Source organism: Aromatoleum toluclasticum ATCC 700605 (assembly GCF_000378245.1).
Classification (GTDB): Bacteria; Pseudomonadota; Gammaproteobacteria; order Burkholderiales; family Rhodocyclaceae; genus Aromatoleum; species Aromatoleum toluclasticum.
Genome location: NZ_KB899498.1, coordinates 114,232 through 131,542, shown reverse-complemented (window position 1 = coordinate 131,542; position 17,311 = coordinate 114,232). Strand labels below are relative to the sequence as shown.

Annotated in this window: 15 protein-coding genes; 1 reads left to right on the top strand and 14 read right to left on the bottom strand. The window is 64.2% G+C overall.

Going from position 1 to position 17,311, the window contains the following annotated elements; all coding sequences use genetic code 11:
• The first annotated feature begins 43 nt into the window (after positions 1 to 43).
• Positions 44 to 265 (top strand): hypothetical protein, encoded by a 222-nt coding sequence (locus tag F464_RS0114930; RefSeq protein ID WP_211168871.1) that lies wholly within the window; start codon positions 44 to 46, stop codon positions 263 to 265.
• Positions 266 to 309: 44 nt separating this feature from the next.
• Here the strand turns inward: F464_RS0114930 and F464_RS0114925 are convergent, their stop codons facing one another.
• From F464_RS0114925 to F464_RS0114860, 14 genes are all read right to left on the bottom strand, one after another.
• The gene (locus F464_RS0114925; protein WP_018990637.1) at positions 310 to 1,482 is read right to left on the bottom strand and encodes a multidrug effflux MFS transporter; all 1,173 of its coding nucleotides are present in this window, start codon (positions 1,480 to 1,482) and stop codon (positions 310 to 312) included.
• A 48-nt stretch (positions 1,483 to 1,530) separates the two neighbouring features.
• On the bottom strand, positions 1,531 to 2,574 hold the full coding sequence (locus tag F464_RS0114920; RefSeq protein WP_018990636.1) for a hypothetical protein: 1,044 nt from the start codon (positions 2,572 to 2,574) through the stop codon (positions 1,531 to 1,533).
• Positions 2,571 to 3,527, bottom strand: a complete 957-nt coding sequence (locus tag F464_RS0114915; RefSeq protein WP_018990635.1) for a Rieske 2Fe-2S domain-containing protein — start codon at positions 3,525 to 3,527, stop codon at positions 2,571 to 2,573. Before F464_RS0114915 ends, F464_RS0114920 begins: the two co-directional genes overlap by 4 nt.
• Before the next feature lie 26 nt (positions 3,528 to 3,553).
• A complete protein-coding gene (locus tag F464_RS0114910; protein ID WP_018990634.1) occupies positions 3,554 to 4,480 on the bottom strand; it encodes a quinone oxidoreductase family protein in 927 nt (308 codons plus the stop codon).
• A gap of 10 nt (positions 4,481 to 4,490) precedes the next feature.
• A complete protein-coding gene (locus tag F464_RS0114905; RefSeq protein ID WP_018990633.1) occupies positions 4,491 to 5,321 on the bottom strand; it encodes an SDR family NAD(P)-dependent oxidoreductase in 831 nt (276 codons plus the stop codon).
• A 40-nt stretch (positions 5,322 to 5,361) separates the two neighbouring features.
• Positions 5,362 to 6,198: an enoyl-CoA hydratase/isomerase family protein gene (locus tag F464_RS0114900; protein ID WP_018990632.1), complete on the bottom strand. Its 837-nt coding sequence runs from the start codon at positions 6,196 to 6,198 to the stop codon at positions 5,362 to 5,364.
• Position 6,199: 1 nt separating this feature from the next.
• The gene (locus tag F464_RS0114895; RefSeq protein ID WP_018990631.1) at positions 6,200 to 7,165 is read right to left on the bottom strand and encodes a VOC family protein; all 966 of its coding nucleotides are present in this window, start codon (positions 7,163 to 7,165) and stop codon (positions 6,200 to 6,202) included.
• An 81-nt stretch (positions 7,166 to 7,246) separates the two neighbouring features.
• Positions 7,247 to 9,694: an efflux RND transporter permease subunit gene (locus tag F464_RS28675; RefSeq protein ID WP_040395208.1), complete on the bottom strand. Its 2,448-nt coding sequence runs from the start codon at positions 9,692 to 9,694 to the stop codon at positions 7,247 to 7,249.
• A gap of 36 nt (positions 9,695 to 9,730) precedes the next feature.
• Positions 9,731 to 10,858, bottom strand: coding sequence for a WD40/YVTN/BNR-like repeat-containing protein (locus tag F464_RS0114885; RefSeq protein ID WP_018990629.1), 1,128 nt, complete (start codon positions 10,856 to 10,858; stop codon positions 9,731 to 9,733).
• Positions 10,859 to 10,991: 133 nt separating this feature from the next.
• Positions 10,992 to 12,347 carry a DUF1329 domain-containing protein gene (locus F464_RS0114880; RefSeq protein ID WP_018990628.1) on the bottom strand — a complete coding sequence of 452 codons (1,356 nt, stop codon included), beginning with the start codon at positions 12,345 to 12,347 and terminating at the stop codon, positions 10,992 to 10,994.
• A 26-nt stretch (positions 12,348 to 12,373) separates the two neighbouring features.
• Complete coding sequence (locus F464_RS0114875; RefSeq protein WP_026296018.1) at positions 12,374 to 14,074, bottom strand: DUF1302 domain-containing protein; 1,701 nt, start codon at positions 14,072 to 14,074, stop codon at positions 12,374 to 12,376.
• Between the two features lie 272 nt (positions 14,075 to 14,346).
• Entirely contained in the window at positions 14,347 to 15,198 is an 852-nt protein-coding gene (locus F464_RS0114870; RefSeq protein WP_018990626.1) for an SDR family oxidoreductase, read from the bottom strand.
• A gap of 37 nt (positions 15,199 to 15,235) precedes the next feature.
• A complete protein-coding gene (locus F464_RS0114865) occupies positions 15,236 to 16,408 on the bottom strand; it encodes a thiolase family protein (RefSeq protein WP_018990625.1) in 1,173 nt (390 codons plus the stop codon).
• A complete protein-coding gene (locus tag F464_RS0114860) occupies positions 16,405 to 17,310 on the bottom strand; it encodes a 3-hydroxyacyl-CoA dehydrogenase (RefSeq protein ID WP_018990624.1) in 906 nt (301 codons plus the stop codon). The genes F464_RS0114865 and F464_RS0114860 overlap by 4 nt, the downstream gene beginning before the upstream one ends.
• Position 17,311: the final 1 nt, after the last annotated feature.

Here is a 17,311-nt window from a genome sequence, read left to right as displayed (position 1 = left end):
GTCGCGGTCACGTCCAACGTGATGGAGAGCGGCAGCCGTGAAGATGTTCAGCAAGGAAGGCGTGGAGATGGTCGAAGTGAAGTCCATCCAGCGAAAGGACGACACGCTGGTCATGAAGGGCAAGGTCATGGGCTCGATGGCGACCACCATCCTGATCCGCCCCGAAGACTGCTGGCAGGCGCTCCAGCTGCTCGGGTGGCGGACGCTGCTGCGGATGCCGCTGATCCTGTTCCGGGGCTACCGCCAGGCCGCAAGATCAAGCTGATTCGCGGTCGCTCGCCGATAGCGCAGCCGTGAAGGAGCAGCCCCTCATTGATGGGCCTCGGAGATGCTGGACAGGCGGCCCGCCACGGCCACCCCGAGGACGCCGCACAGGGCAAGAGCAGCGGCTCCCAGCGCGAGCGACAGCAGCGAATGCCACATCAGTGGCGCCAGCACCGCGGCAATCCAGGCGTTGAATCCCGTCTGGATGAACAGCTGAACCGATGAGCCGGTGCCGCGGCGCTCCGGTACACAATCCAGGCCGCGCACCGTGATCGTTGGAATCATCACCGACATGCCCAGATTGAAGAACAGGAGATACGCCACATACCACGCCGTGCCGCCGGGTTCGACGAGGCACACGGCGAGATTCCAGAGCGTGGCGGCAGCCATGATCGCGAACCCGGTATTCAGCGTGGATGCCGTGGACCAGCGCTGCGCAAGGCGGCCCGCAAGCGCGGAACCCAACATCAGCCCCACCGTCGCAGGTCCGAACATCCACAGGAAATCGGTCTCGCCCAGGCCAAGATGCTCCATCAGGAACACCGGCGCAGACAGGACGTAAAGGAAGAAGCCGCCGAACATGCAGGCATACGCCAGTGCCCAGCTCATGAAGCGCGCGTTTCCGAGCACGGACGCGTAACCGCGAAGCACACCCGCCGGATTGAACGGGTGACGCTGCGAGGCTGGCAGGGTCTCCGGTAATCCGAAAAACACGGCGACGAGCAGGCTGGTGGAAAGCAGGCACAGGAACACGAATACGGAGCGCCAGCCCAGCGCGACCTGCAACCAGCCGCCCACCAAAGGAGCGACGGCAGGTGCGATCGAGAACATCAACACCACCTGCGACATCATGCGCTGCGCACGCGGCCCTTCATGCAGGTCCCGGACGACGGCGCGACCGATCACGATCCCGGCCCCCGCCGAGAAGCCCTGGAGTGCCCGCAGAACCCACAACTGCTCCACTTGCGTCGCAAGCGCGCATCCGAGCGACGCCAATGCATAGACGACCAGACCGGCCAGCACCACGCGGCGGCGCCCGAAGGAATCCGAGATCGTGCCATGCCACAGGGCCATGAAGGCAAAGGCGGCGAAGTAGATCGCCACTGTCTGCTGCAACGCGACTCGATCCGTGCCGAGCACCACCGCCATTTCCCCGAAGGATGGAAGGTAGGTGTTGATCGAAAACGGGCCGAGCATCGCCAAGCCCGCCAGGATCACGGTCGTGCCGAGTTGCCCTGTACCGGGACGGAGTCCGGATTGCAGAAATCAGCCCCGCATGCCGAGCACTGCCGAAATGTCGGCACTCGGGTCAGCATCGGCGCCGTAGCCGAAGTCCCCGCGCTGCTGCCTCTCGGCGAGACGCATCATCAGCAATCGGTAGCGATTGCCGGGGCCGTCGAAACGCGAGCTCAGGTCGCGGCGTTCGGTGGACTCGAAATAGCGCGCGTTCTGAGGGCGCAGCACCGAGTTGTCCTGTGGCTGGATCACGTAGGAGATGCGCGGCATCAGCCAGCGAAACGGTGCCGGCGCGTGGACAGTGTAGTTCGTCTGGTCAACACGAGAACGGTGCTTGCCGACAGGCACAAAGGGCTGCACGTTCGGAATCGGGTAGCCCGGGGTGAAGTTCGGGTAAGAGATGCACACGTTGTTGCGCAGATGGACATGCAGCACTGCGCGCAGATCCTGGTACTGGGCGCGTACGCCTCCGATCCAGCGCATCACCGGTGCCACCGACTTGCGGGTGACGTTGCGGATGCGAGTCACCGTCTCGGAGGTCGAATGGACCTCGACGACATCGTTCTCGGACTGGCCGTCACCGATCGCGTTGGCATGCAAAAAGTCGGCATGTGTCAGATCGATGAGGTTCTCGACGGACAGCGGCGAGGCCGCATCAAAGCGCACCGCGCGCTGTGTGTAGCGGGGGATCCCCTGACCATCGGGGGGCAGGAAGGGGATGTTCGGGATCAGTTCCTCGTGCACGTTATCGGGGTTTCCGTACCACGCCCAGATATACCCGTAGCGCTCGACAGCCGGATAGAAACCGGAGCCGTTCGTGAAGGCACTTGCGCCGGCGCGCATCGCTTCAAGGCGGTCGGGGCGAAACTCCGCCGCATATAACCTCCCGCCGTCGCGCCATAGATATACGTCCTGCGCATGGACGATACGGCGTACCGCCCGCTCGCCGATGTCGGCACTGTAGGCGACCGGAAACCAGGTGTCGCGCAGATCGAGATTGACCGGTACCCAGTCGCGCTTGGAGGTCGCCTCCGCTTCGCGCCCTGCCGCATCCATCATCGGGACTTCGCTCATACTGCGCACCTCTCCTGCACCGGCACCACGCGCTCGGCCGGCATCCTCGTATCGGTCTTCGCCAATCTGCGATCTCGTGACGGTGCGACTTCGAGTGCCGCCACGGCTGCGCCGTCGATATGGGGGAAGATTGCGAACGGAGCACGTCCGATAGCCCGCGCCGTCCGCCACCGCCACGGCAGCGGCGCTGCCATGGCATGAAGAAAACCGCGCCAGACCAGACTGGTGGTACCCCGCCTGTTCTCGCTGGCAGCGATGAAGATCGTGACGAGCGGATCTTCTTCGGCGCTGAGGAGTTCCACGCGAATGTCACCGCCCCTTACCGGTACGCGAGTACGTACCCAGAGCGAATGGTCTCGCACGAAGGCCGGCCCATTTCCCTTGCCCTTCCACACCGCGCCTCGATCGAGGACAAGATGCTCGCCGTCGCGGCGCGGATCGCCGAGGAAGAAATCGGTGATGTGCACGCCGGGGAAGGAAAGCAGGCATTCCGGGCCGTCGAGCATCACGTCGAGATATTGGTCGAACGCGATATTGGCCACCGCTGAACCGGTCTGTTCGCGACCTGCCGCGCGATACCACGCGCCGGGCAATACGGCGGCGGGCGTTCCCGCCCCCCGCCATACGTGGATGAAGCCGTTCGCCTCGGCCGCCGGAAAGGCGCGCGCCGCATAACGCGCCGGCACCCGCTCATCGCGACGCAGGTTGGGAATGTCATTGCACAGGCCCGTCGCGCCGTCGAAGGTCCAACCGTGGTAGGGGCACTGAAGACCACCGGGTTTCACGGGCCCGGGCGACAGCGGCACACGCCGGTGCGGGCACCGGTCCTCCAGCGCGAACACGGCGCCCTTCCCGTCGCGAAACACGGCGAGTTGCTCGCCTTCGCAAGTCACCGCGAGCGCCTTGTCACCGTGCACCGCCTCGGACAGCGCGACCGCCCACCATCGTCCCATGCCCAGCCTCCCCTGCCCCTTGCCGCTCAGCCCCTGATTCGCGCGGTGATCTTCGCGTGCGGCCCGGCAATCTGCGACGCCCAAGCTTCGGCGGCCTGATCCAGCGTGTAGTCGGCGTAGTCGACCTGGATATTCTCTGCGTGTGCGATGCGCAGCAGGCGCTCCCAGATCGCGTGGCGATCGGCCGGCGGGCGCTGCCCCGTACCTACGCATGACAGCGTGCGGAAAAGCAGATCGGCGATGTCGAGATTGATCTGACGCCCCGCACCTGTGCCGATCGTCATGATGCGTGCGCCCCATCGGGTCGCCTTGAGGGCGTTGAGCATCGGCTGCCCGCACACCAGATCGAGCACGACGTCGAAACCGTCGCCCGCCGCGTCCTTCAACGCCGCGACATCGTTCTCGCTACCGAGCGCCACGACTTCGTCGGCAATCCCGCGCGTCTTCAGGCGCTGCAGGGTCTCGGCGGAGCGTGCGGCCGCGACGACCCTGCCCGCGCCGAGATAGCGGGCGAGTTGCAGCGCGACCTGCCCTAGTGTGCCGGTGGCACCGAGCACCAGCACCCGCTCACCCCGCTGGATGTTGGCCTGCTCGAGCGGCACCAGTGCGCCGGTGGCGGCGATACCCATCGTGATCGCGGTCTTGTCGTCGACGTCGTCGGGCACGTCCCAGACCTCATCGGCCGGCACCAGCGTACGCTCTGCCCACGCCCCGAAGGGCATCACCGAGCGCTCGCCGAAATACACGCGGCGGCCGTCCGGTGCCCTGCCCACGCCTTCGCCGCGGATCACGCACGGGTATTGCACGCCCAGCCGGTACGCGCCGAGTACGTCCCAGCCCCCGAGCCCTGCCGTGTCCATGTCGATGAGGACGGCGCCTTCCTGTGGCGCCGGTTCCGGAAACTCCTGCACGACCGGAGCGGCACCCCGCTCGCTGATGACAGCTGCTTTCATGGACGACCCCTTACATACTCTTCGCGCCGGTCTGCGCGAAGAGGGCCTTCATCGCGACAAGCGAGGGCGTGTGGCATGAGAAACCGCCATCGGCGACCAACGTCGTGCCGGTCACGAAGGACGACTCGTCGGACGCGAGGAAGGCCACCACGTCGGCGATCTGACGCGGGGTGCCGACATCGGGCGTGAGGTGGTTGTCGCGGATGATCTGGATCACGGCCGGCGGCATGCTCCCATGGGCATTCTCTGCTGGCGCGAGCCCGATCTGCAGCGCGTTGGAGCGGATGCCCTCCTTGCCGTACTGGGTCGCGATCGACTTGCTGAGCATCATCAGCGCCGCCTTCGAGGCGGCGTAGGCCGACAGCGACAGGTCGCCTTGGGCGCCGAGCCCGGAGGTCGCGAAGATCAGGGAGCCTTTCTTCTGCTTGAGCATCTCGCGAATCGCATACTTGGCGCACAGCATCGCACCGCGCAGATTCACCGCCATCGCGCAATCCCACGCCTCGACGTCCATGTTGGCAACGTCGCGGTCGCGCTGGCGTTGCTCGACGCTCAGGATCGCCGCATTGCTGTACAGGACGTCCACTCGCCCAAAGCGGTCCACCACCGCCGCGACCATCGCCGCGACATCCGCCTCGGACGACACGTCGGCCTGCACGGCAAACGCACGCCCACCGCCGGACTCGATCTCGGCGGCCACCTTGCGTGCGCCGTCGAGATCGATGTCCGTGATTGCCACACTCGCACCGTGCATCGCCAGCACGCGGGCCGATTCGGCGCCGAGGCCGCCGGCCGCACCGGTCACGATCGCGACACGGCCATCCAGTTTTCGCTCGCTCATCTGTCTGTCTCCTGATTCTTGTCTGCGCGGAGCGCGTCGCTTAGCGACCGGTGAAGCGCGGTTCGCGCTTTTCGCGAAAGGCGGTCGCCGCCTCCCTCGCGTCGTCGCTGGGTTTGAGCAGTGCAAAAAGATCCAGCTCGAGGTCCAAGCCCTTCTTGAGGTCCACGTCGAGTGCGGCACGCGCAGCGCGCTTCACGCACAGCGTCGCCGCCGGCGCCCGTGAGGCGATGCGCATCGCGAAGGCACGCACCTCTTCCACCAGCTTGTCCGGCGCGCTCGCCACCCGCGTGACCAGCCCGATCGCCTTCGCTTCATCGGCGCTCAGACGGTCACCGGTGAGCAGCAGGTCCATCGCCCGACCCGGCCCCACCACGCGCGGCAGGCGCTGGGTTCCCCCGCCGCCGGGAATCAGGCCCAGGGCAGTCTCAGGCAGACTGAAAACCGCGTCGGGCGTGGCAAAGCGGATGTCGCAAGCAAGGGCGAGCTCCATGCCCCCTCCCATGCAATAGCCATGAATGGCCGCAATCGTGGGTTTCTCGGCCGCATCGAACGCCTCGACCCAGCGCGCGCCCTGCATGCGCCGGCGCACTTCGATCGAGGTCTCGGGGCCACGCTGTTCCTTGATGTCGGCGCCCGCGCAGAAGCCCCGCGGGCCATCCCCGCGAATGACGATCACGCGGATCGACGGGTCTGCCTCGAGATCCCGCAGAGCCTGCGGAACGCCGGTGCGAATGTCGTCGTTGATGGCATTGATCTGGGCCGGACGGGTCAGCATGATCCAGCCGATGCTGCCCTGACGCTCCACGGCCACGGCGTCGTTGAGCGGGACCGCCATCGATTCGGCGCCCGCGTTCTTGACCGCAAGGTCGGATGCCATGTCAGACCTCCTCGAACTCGATGAGCTGCCCGCGCATCTCGCTCGGGTCGATCCGGATCATCGCGCCACCGCCGACGGCTTCGGACTCCTCGATCCATTGGAAACGGGTCCCGCGCGCGCGCAAGTCCTCGGCCTTGGCCTTGAGGCCATTCACTGCGATACGGATGTAGTAAAGACCCGGCCCCCAGTTGTTCAGGTACAGGCCCGCGTCGCTGTTCCAGCGGCTGGGCTGGATCACGTCGAGGCTGGCGCTGTTGGCCACGGTAAAGGGCATCGTCGCGCGGCGGTATCCCTCGCGGTGCAGCGCTTCGACTTCGCCGCTCGGCTCCCAGTCGAGATTTTTCGAACAGCAGCGCAGTGTCTCGTCCAGATCGCGCACGAGGAACCCGCGCGCGCTGACGCGCACCATGTCGCCCGGCTTCGGGTCGCGCGGCTGCATGGGTTGCGCGGCGAATGTCTCGGACGGCATCTGCAGCGGTTCGGTCGGCATCACCTCGATGCACAGGCCGCCATCGACCACCGGGGTGTAACGCGACCGCTCGGGCGTCGCGCCGAGCCACAACCGGTCGAACGGCATGTCCGGCGTGCGCTGGGCCATCCGGAACGGCAACCCGCGCCGCATCAGCTTGTCGACAAAGGCGTCGAATTTCGGCCCTTGCAGCGCGAGCACGACCGAGTGGGTGAGCATCGGACGATGGCGTCCCTGGTAGTCCTTCAGGCTTTCGAGGAACTCGTGGAACATCGGGTCGCCGGGGTTCTCGCGATCCAGATGCCATTGCGGTTCGAGCCGGGTCGGAGACACCGCCAGCGACTTGTGCACGCGCAGGAAATGCGCGATGTAGGGATGGTCGTCGAACGCCTGACGCCAGTTCGGATGGCCATGCACGCCGAGCTTGTTCACCAGCCGCGCAGCCATGTCGTCGGGATCAGCCAGCATCATGTCGGCACTCAGCAAGAGGTCGAACATCGTCTTGTCTCCAGTTGTGGTCTGTCTTGTCCGCCAGTCGCCCGCCCGGGCGATGTCGGCTTTCTTGAATTTCTTGAGGAATCAGGCCGCCGCGCGCAAGAGAGCTCCGCGTGCGCTGCTCGGTTCGCGCGGGTTGAGCATGAAATGCGACAGCGCCGGGATCAGGATCAGGGCACCGAGCATGTTCCACAGGAACATGAAGGTCAGCAGGATCCCCATGTCGGCCTGGAACTTGATCGGCGACCATGCCCATGTGATCACGCCGGCAGCCATCGTGAGTCCCACTAGCGCGACCACCTTGCCGGTGAAGTCGAGCGACTTGCGATAGGCATCGCGCAAGCTTCCCCCACGACGCTGGACGGCAATCTGCACACTCAGCAGATAAAGCGCGTAGTCGACGCCGACACCGACGCCGACCGCGATGACCGGCAGGGTCGCGACCTTGAGTCCGATCCCGAGCCACACCATCAGCGCCTTGCAGAGGATCGTGGTGATGACGAGTGGGATCAGTGCGACGATCGTCGCGCGAACGCTGTGGAACGTGATCAGGCACAGCAGCGCCGTTGCACCATAGACCGCGAGATACATCGTGACGATGCTCTTCTGCACCTCGATGTTGGTCGCCGCCTCGATCCCCGCGCTGCCCGCAGCCAGCAGGAACTGCACCGGCTCCTTCGCATCGGGCGCCGAGTCGTTTGCGGCCGCATACGCTTCCGCGGTCTGCAGGATGCGCGCCAGGGTATCGGCCTTGTGGTCCTTCAGGTACACCACCAGCGGCGACACGGAGCAACTCTGGTTCGTGATGTCCGGCGTCGCGATGACGGCTGCCGACACGGAGCCGTCCGTGATCGACTGGTTACGGCTGATCGTGAGCCACTTGCCACTGCCCTCGAACATCGCCGAGGTCACGAAACGCACCGTTTCGGCCAGTGAGGTCGTCGTCTGGACCGCCGGATCCTGCCGCAGCAGTTGTGCCAGCCCGTCCATCTTCTGCAGGTTGGAATACAGGCGACAGCCCTCGTCGCTGGTCTTCATGATGACCACGAACTGGTCGCTCGAGAGCCCGTAGTGTTCCGTGATGTATGCGTTGTCGCGGTTGTAGCGCGACTCGGGCCGAAGTTCGGGTGCCCCGGCATCCAGATCTCCGATGCGCAGGTCCTGCATGACGATTGCGGAGACGACGGTCACGATCGCGGCAATGGCGATGACCGGAATCGCCCACCTCCGCTCGGTGAGTTCGTCCAAACCGTGCCAGATCCGCCCCGGCAACGAACGTCGGCCGCCCGCCTTCATGTCGTCCGCCGTGGCATGCCGGATGGCCGATGCGCTGACGCCGAGATAGGAGAGTGCGACCGGGATGAGGAAAAGCTTCGTGAAGATCAGGACCGAAACGCCGACGCTGGTGGTCAGGGCCAAGTCGCGGATAACCGGGATGTCGATGATGATCAGTACAGCAAAGCCGACGATGTTCGCCAGCAGTGCCGTGAGACCGGCCATGAACAGGCGCCGGAAGGTGTAGCGTGACGCGACGTACTTGTGGGTGCCGCGGCCAATGTCCTGGATGATGCCGTTCATCTTCTGCGCGCCGTGCGACAGCCCGATGGCGAAGATCAGGAAAGGCACCAGGATCGAATACGGATCGAGCTCATACCCGAGCAACTGCATCAGCCCGAGCAGCCACACCACGCCGATCACGGCGACCGTCACGAGAAGCATCGTGCTGCGCACGCAGCGGGTGTAGAGATAGACGAAGAACGCGGCAACGACGACTGACACCGCGAAGAACACCATCACCTCGCGCAGGCCCGCGATCAGATCACCGACGATCTTCGCAAAGCCGACGATGTGAATGCCGACCGTGTCACTCTCGTAGGTGCGGATCTTCGCTTCGAGAGCGTCCGCAAACTCACCGTAATTCAGCGCTTCACCAGTCTTCGGATGAATATCCAGCAGCGGCGCCACGATCATGCTCGACTTCATGTCATTCGCGACGAGGCTGCCGACGATGCCCGCCTTGCCGATGTTCTCGCGCAGTTTCGCGACTTCGTTCGCGCTGCCGTCGAAGCTCGCGGGCATGACCGCACCGCCGGTGATGCCGTCTTCGGTCACCTCCCGCCAGCGGACGATCGGCATCCAGATCGACTTCATCCACGAACGATCGACGCCGGGAATCAGGTAAAGGTCATCATTGACTTTCTTGAGCACGTCGAGGTACCCGGGGTCGAAGACGTCCCCCGACTTGTTCTCCACGACGACCCTGATCGTGTTGCCCAGTCCCGGTAACTCGCTTTTGTTATCCAGGTAATTCTTGATGTACGGGCTGTCGAGCGGAATCATCCGCTCGAAATTCGCATTGACCTCGATGCGCGTCGCGGCGAAGCCGAGTACGAGAGTCGCCACAAGGCATGCCAGGAGCACGACGATGCGATTGTTGAAGATGATGCGCTCGAGCACGCTGCCGGAACCGAGATCGAAGTCCTTCAGGTCCCGAATCACCGGCATCACTCTTTGTTCGCTGTGGCCTGCCATGCTGTGTCTCGCAAATTTCAGTATCGGGAGAGGCCGTTACCGGAGGGGCAAACGGATCAGATCAACGCCATTGACCCGGGCGAGCAGGAGCTCTTCCGGGCCGGCCATCGCGGCGGCGAATACCTCCCCGCCGCGTGGCACCTCGAGCGCTGTCACGCTCGCCCCATCGTCATTACTAAGCAGGACCTGACCCGTTTGGATCACGAACACCAATCGTCCCGCGCCGCGGTCGAGTGCGGCGACAACGCTCGCATCGCTGCCCATGGCGAGAGACGACCAGCTCGCCGCCCCATCGCGGCTGATAAACGCATTGCCGCGCAACCCGTAGGCGATCAGCTTCGAGTGCCCTGCCGTGATGCCGAAATACGTGCCGTTATAGGGCGTTTCAACGGTCCTGAACCGGGCCGCGTCCCGATCCAGGCGACGCACCAGACCTTGCTCTCCGGCAAGAAACACCCCACCGTCGGGCGTCGGCTCGATCGCATACAGGTGCATGCGACGCCCGTTGTCCGCGCGCTCGATCCAGGGCTCCCAGGTGGAGCCACCATCCGTCGTATGCAGCAGCAGACCGAAAGCGCCGGCCAGAAAACCCTCGCCACGCTCATTTACGTTGATGTCGAAAAACGGATAGGCCAGCACGCCAGGCGTCGCAGACTGCTCGGCCGCCATCTCGACGTCCCGCAACACGCGTCCCGCCTCTTCATTGCCCGCATTGGCCGAAGCGCCGTAGTGTTTCGAGAGCAGTTCGAAGAGCGCATGACCGTCCATCACCCGCGACCAGGTTTCCCCGCCATTATCTGAACGCAGGACGACTGCATCGTGTCCGAGTGCCCATGCGGTGCTGCCCGCCCCGAAGCGCACCGTCGTCAAGTCTGCGCTCACCGGCGCGACGATCTGGGACCAGTTCCGACCGGCGTCGCGTGACAGCAGAATGATCCCGCGCGGTCCGACCGCCAGGGCGTGCCCATCCTTGCTGGCGATACCTGACATGGCACCCCGCAAGGACTGGGGCGAGATCACCGCCGGGACGGCCAATACGTCGCGCACGGCGGAACCCGTGGCGAGCGCCACGCCTGCCGCGCCGAGAACCGCTGCCGCAAGGGTCAGACGCAGACGCCGGCCCGGGACCACGGAACGGGAGATCGAACGGGTAACGCGATTCAAGAGACAACTCCTTGTCGATGCGATCCCCCCGGCCACAACAAACACCGGGCGGGGGGATCTATCTGGAGTGAGCCGGAACCGGAAGGGGCAACACGGCAAGCCGCACTGCCCGCTTCCACATGAGGGCTGACGATCAGCGCGCGGTTTCCTGCGCGACGATTGCCTCGGGGTTGAGTTCGCGGTTGGCCATCGGCGCCTTCAGGACGCCGTAACCGCCCACCAGGCCGTCGTTCACCAGCGCGTACATGCCCTTGTTGAAGTCATACACCACGTTCTTCACGGTGTAGGGCGCCTGGACGTCGTACAGCTGAACCATCGAGTTGAAGATCGAGCGATACAACTGGCCGCTCTGGTCGAACGCGTCGTACAGGCCTGCGCCGTATGTGTCCTCGTCGAAGTAGTACATGCGCTTGGCGTACACATGGCGGACGCCCGGCTTCAGCGTCGCTTCCACGACCCAGACGCGGTGAAGCTCCCAACGCCAGCAGGCCGGATTCGGGTGCTTGTCCATGAACTGTTCTTCGACGCCACAACCGAAATAAAGCTTGTAGGCGTTGTAGGGGATGTACATCTCCTTCTTGCCGACCAGCTTGAACTCGAAACGGTCCATCTGTCCCGAGAATACGAAGAGCTCGTCGAACAGCGTGACGCCGCCCATGCTCGCGACCGGCGTGTCATAGGCGAACTCCGGGGCGAGCTTGATGCGGCGCTGGCCCGGCGTGTAGCTCCACGCGCGGCGTGGCTTCTCGGTCGGATCGAGGAAGTCCGAGAGGCCGGTCGCCTCGCCGGCCTTGCGGATCGGCGCCTGCGTTACGGAGTAGGTGCGCCAGTAGAGCTTTGCGTCGCGGCCGTCCAGATCGTCATGGTAGTAAGGCGTCTCTTCCATCGTCTTCTGCTGGGCCGCCATGACCACCTTGCCGTTGGAGTCCACGACCCACGAGCGCGACGACTTGGTGGTCGTATCGGCCTTGTAGCGAAGCTGCTGATTCCACATCACCTCGTAGCCAGTCTTGGGAATCGGGAACGGCAGACCACCCCGACATGCATCCTCGACGGAGAGCCCGTTCTTGGCGGTATTGCACGTCGTCGCATTGCGCACCGTGTTGTTCAGGATCTTGGCGGGATAAGACGCCGTACGGTGCGACGGATAGATATCCATATAGAAGCTCGGGTACTTCTTCAAAAGCTCCTTCTGCCCTTCCGACAGCTTGTCCGCGTGCTGCTGATAGTTCTTGCCGTCGATCCGGAGCAAGGGCTTCTCGTCCTTGAACGGATCGGCCCAGAAACCGCTGTCGGGCTTGAAGTCGGCCGGAGCCTTGGTCAGCCCCCCGGTGTATTCCGGGATCGTCCCTTCCTTGTTACCCGCCTGGATCGCGCCGTACTTGGTCAGCGTCGCACCGAGCTGTTTCGCCTCTTCTGCCGTAACTGCGGCCATCGCGTGGCTCGAGAGGACCGCCGCGGCGGCCCATACGAAATTGCGCATCTTCATGTCTCTCGTCTCCTGTTTGCGGCCTGTCAGAAAGCCGTCTTGAACGTGAAGGACAGCCAGCCACGGTCGATCACACCAACCGAAGAGTTGCTGTGGGCCGCACCGCCGGTAATCCGTTCCTCGCCGCGAACGACGCCCTTGCGCACTGGCAGGGTGCGGTCGGAGTAGTTGAGGGCGAATTCGTACTTGGACGCATAGGTCCAGGTGGTACCGATCGACCAACGCAGCTCACCCTCTGTGCCGCCACCTGAAGAGGGTGCGTTTCCGGAAAGCCCGTAGTTGATGCTGACCGGCACCGCCAGGTCCCATGACGGAAAGATGTTGAGATATTGCGGCGAGAACCTGAAGGCGAGCTGCAGGGCATCGACGGTCGAACAGCCGTCGCGCTTGCTGCCGGTCCCCGGCCGTCCGATTGCCGAATTGACGCAACTTGCCGCACCGACCTTGCGATACAGCTGCTCGTTCTCGGTCACGCGATCGAGTCGGTTGTATGCGATCTCCGCAATCAATGTCCCGGTATCCCACATCGGCGTCTGCGGTAACAGATAAACGCCATTCACCACCGCATGCCAGGTGTCGCCGCGCGCGCCCGAGTCGAGCGTATGCGACGCCGGCGTATTCAAAGGCCCGTTCTTGCGGTACGACAACTCCGTACCCACGCTTACGCCACCGATCACACGCGAGAAGCTCACACTGTATTGCTCGATATCCTCGGGATACAGGAAGCGTGCTTTGCTGGGCAATACGGCGGGACCGAGGCGAACGAAGTCCGAGAGCTGCACACCGAGTTCCGGCGCGTAGTCGTCGAACTTGCGGTAGTAGGCACCGAAGGTCGACTCGATCGCCTCGGCATTCCAGCGCGCACCCACACCCCAATTGCCGCGCTTGCTCGGCTCCTTCGCGTCGATGATCGAGGCCTTGAGCTGGCCGATCCCGAAGGAAAGGTTATCGGACGAAGGTGCGGTGTCGGCACCCATCAGGTAAGTGCCGGCGTGCGGTACGCGGGTAGGCTCCCAGTCGTAGAAATACTGCCCGACGACGGTCACACTGTCCGTGAGCTGGGCACTTGCATGCACCTGGCCGATCGGAAGGAAAACTTCCTTGGTCTCGATGCCGGGGTTGGTTACGGCCTTCACGCCGTCGACCGGGGACTGTCCGTAAGAGATTGCATGCGCACCGATCAGCAGGCCTTCGCCCCACACGTTGGTCTGGCGACCGACCTTCAGGTTGAGCGGCACCTTGCCGAGATCGAGGTTGGTCCAGACGAAGGCGTCGAGGATTTCGCCCGAGGGACCATTCACGTAGCGCTTGACCGTGCCGTTGTACTTGTCGTTGCGATAGGCGGTGGCAGTGCCGGTCGGCGCAGTCACCGAATGATCGTCGTAGGCATGGTCGTACCACGCCGCACCGGTCACACGAGCGCCGAATTTGCCGCGATAGCTCACGTCGAATTCGGAGAGCAGATCGAGACGGTTGGTCACGATGTCGCCTCGATCGAACTTGCTGTCGCCCTCGTCATAGACCGGATTGCGCATCAGCTTCTTGTCCTGATCCTCGACGCGCACGCCCGCCGTATATCGGATCGTGTTATCCCAACGCATCTTGACGTCCGGGTTGCCGGTTTCGACCTCAAACGCCGACGCCCCCCCCACCCACGCAAGTGCAAGCGCGGCAGTGACGCCTCGCAGCACGAACCGGGTACGGACAGACCTGCTCCCATTATTCATGAATTTGTCTCCTCTGGTTATATCGATGACCGTGACGCCCTGACCTTGTCTTTTCACGCCTCATTGGTGGGCGAATCCGGCCTGTTTTCAGATCGATCGCTGTGTCCCGGTACGGCGGGTTTTCACACAACTGAATTGTAGCTAGTAATTTCTTAAAATTCTACACTCGAACATCAATTCTCTAATTAGAATTTCACCCCGCATCAACCGCCTACCCAACAATTCATTTGCCATTGTCAAATCACGCGCCGATGCTGTTCGGCACCGACGAATCAGACTGTCGCCGAGCCCTCGTTGCGCCGCTTCACCGCTTCGGTGAAATCGCGCTTGAGTGTCGGGTAGTACGCGATCTGGCCCTGCAGCCCGCCGGCGATATCGATCGAGGCCGCGCTGATGAAGCTGGCGTAGTCGCTGGCGAGGAACAGCGCCATGCCTGCCACGTCTTCGGGCTTGCCGAAACGCCCGATCGGCACCACCTTGAGGACCATCTCGTTGAACTCCTCACGGGAGACCCCCGGGCCGACCTCCCTGAAATGGCGCTCCCACTGGCCGGTGTCGATCCACCCCATGTTCAGCGAGTTGACGAGGATGTTTTCCTTAGCGAGCGACATCCCGAGAGACTTGGAGAGCGCGAGGCAGGACGCACGATTGATGACCGACGGGATGCCGTCCGGAGTCGGGATCGCACCGGCCAGCGCGTTGATCTCGATGATGCGACCCCAACGCTGCCGGCGCATGTACGGCACCACCGCCTGCACGAAGCGGAAGTGCCCCATCTGGAGAATGTTGGCGTGCTCGAGGATCGCCTCGGGGGTGAGCGTGTCCAGATTCCCCCCCCTCCCCTGCCCGGCGTTGTTAACCAGGACATCGACCCCGCCCCAGCTTTCGGCGACCTCATCCACAAAGGCTTTCACACCCGGCGTGTCGGTCACGTCCACCGCGCGCGCGATGACCGCCTGGGCCTGCTGCGCAAGCTCCCTGCCAGTCTCTTCGACCGCTTCGGGAGTGCGTGCGCAGATCGCAACGCGCGCCCCTTCCGCAGCGAAGGCACGGGCGATCGCACGCCCGATGCCGCGTGAGGCGCCGGTTACTATGACGCGCCGGTCGCTAAGGTCGATGTTCATGTCGTCTCTCCTGTCGTTTGCCTGCCGCGGCGCACGCTTACATGCGCTCGATGATCGTCGCCGTGCCCATGCCACCTGCACAGCAGATCGCCTGCAGGCCGTAGCGGGCTTCACGTCGTTCCAGTTCGTGCAGCAGCGAGGTCATGATGCGCGAGCCGCTTCCACCGAGCGGATGCCCGAGGGCGATCGCTCCGCCATTGACGTTGAGCCGCTCGTGCGACACACCGAGCTCCTTCATCCACACCATCGGCACCGGCGCGAACGCCTCGTTGATCTCGAACAGATCGATGTCCTCGACATTCAGCCCGGCCTGGGCGAGCACCTTCCGGGTTGCGGCAATCGGCCCAGTCAGCATCAGCGTCGGGTCGGAGCCGACCGTGGTGAAGGCGCGGATGCGTGCACGGGGCTTTACGCCGAGCCGCTCGACCGCCTCTGCAGACATCAGCAGCAGCACCGCCGCACCGTCGGAGATCTGCGACGAATTGCCGGCGGTCATCTTGCCGTTGTCGCGAAAGCTGGTCTTCAGCGTGGCAAGCTTCTCGGCACTGGTGCCGGGGCGAATCGTTTCGTCCGCAGCGAAGACTTCCGGCGCGGGCTCGACGTAGTCCCTATCCTTGAGCGCGGCGACAGGCACCGGCGCGATCTCCTTGCGGAAATATCCCGCTTCGGCCGCGGCCGCGGCGCGGCGGTGACTCTCCACCGCGAAGGCGTCGAGCTGGGCGCGGGTCAATTCCCATTTGTCCGCGACCCGCTCGGCCGCCTCACCCTGGCTGGTCAGCTCGTAGCGCTCGGAAGCCAGCCAGCCGAAGGGCTCGCCGTAGATTTCGCGGTTGCCGCCCATGCGCACGCGGCTCATGTTCTCGGCACCGCCCGCCACGACGACCTGCGCCGATCCGGCGGCAATCAGTCCTGCGGCGACGTGTACCGCGGCCTCGCCGGAGCCGCACTTGCGGTCGATCGTGAGGCCGGGAATCGCATCCGGCCAGCCGGCCCCCAGCAGGGAGGTGCGCGCGATGTTCGCGGATTGTTCGCCGACCTGGGTGACGCAGCCGAAGATGACGTCGTCCACCTCGGCCGCCGAGATGCCCGCGCGCTCGACCACGGCGTTGAGGACGTGGGCGCCGAGGTGATCCGCGCGTACGCCGGCCAGACTCCCCCGGTACTTGCCGACCGGCGTGCGGACGGCCTCGACTATGAAGACGTCGCTCATAGATTGCTCGCCTTCAGGCCCGAGCCCGGAACGCGCTGGCCAGTCTCGTCATATTTGTATACTCCGTGCCCGGTCTTGCGCCCGTAGCGGCCGGCCGCCACCATCTTGATGATCAGCGGGCAGGGACGGAACTTCTCGCCGAGCGTCGAATGGAGGTAGCGCAGCACCGACAGGCGCGTATCCCAACCGGTCAGGTCACCCAGCTCGAGCGGCCCCATCGGGTGGTTGAAACCCATCCGCAGCGCGGTGTCGATGTCCTCGGCACTGGCAGTGCCTTCCTGCAGCATCCACATCGCTTCGTTCCCCAGCATCGCGGACATGCGGCTGGTCGTCAGGCCGGGGGACTCATTCACCAGGATCGAGGTCTTGCCGATCGCGTCGCACCATTCGCGGCTTGTCGCGACGGTGGCTTCGTCGGTCGCGATACCGAGCACCAGCTCAACGAGCTTCATCTTGTGCACCGGGTTGAAAAAGTGCATGCCGATGACGCGCTCGGGACACGGCACCGACGCTGCAATCTCGGTGACGCTGAGCGCCGATGTGTTGGTCGCAATCACCGCGTTCGCGGCCAGTACGGGAACCGCCTCGCCCAACACCGCCTTCTTGACCGCGAGATTCTCAGAGACGGTCTCGACCAGCAGGTGAGCCCCCTCGGCAGCCTGTTTCAACACGGTATTCGTGGAAAGACGTGCCTTGGCGGCGTCGGCCACATCCACGGCGAGCTTCCCGAGCTTCACGCCACCATCCAGGATGCCGTGAATGTTCTTCTCCGCCTTGGCGAGTGCCTCGGCGCTGGTATCCACCAGTTGCGTCACGAAGCCGCTGCTCGCGAACGCATGGGCGATGCCGGTACCCATCAGGCCCGCGCCGACCACCACAACCTTGTGATTCTTGTCGAGCATT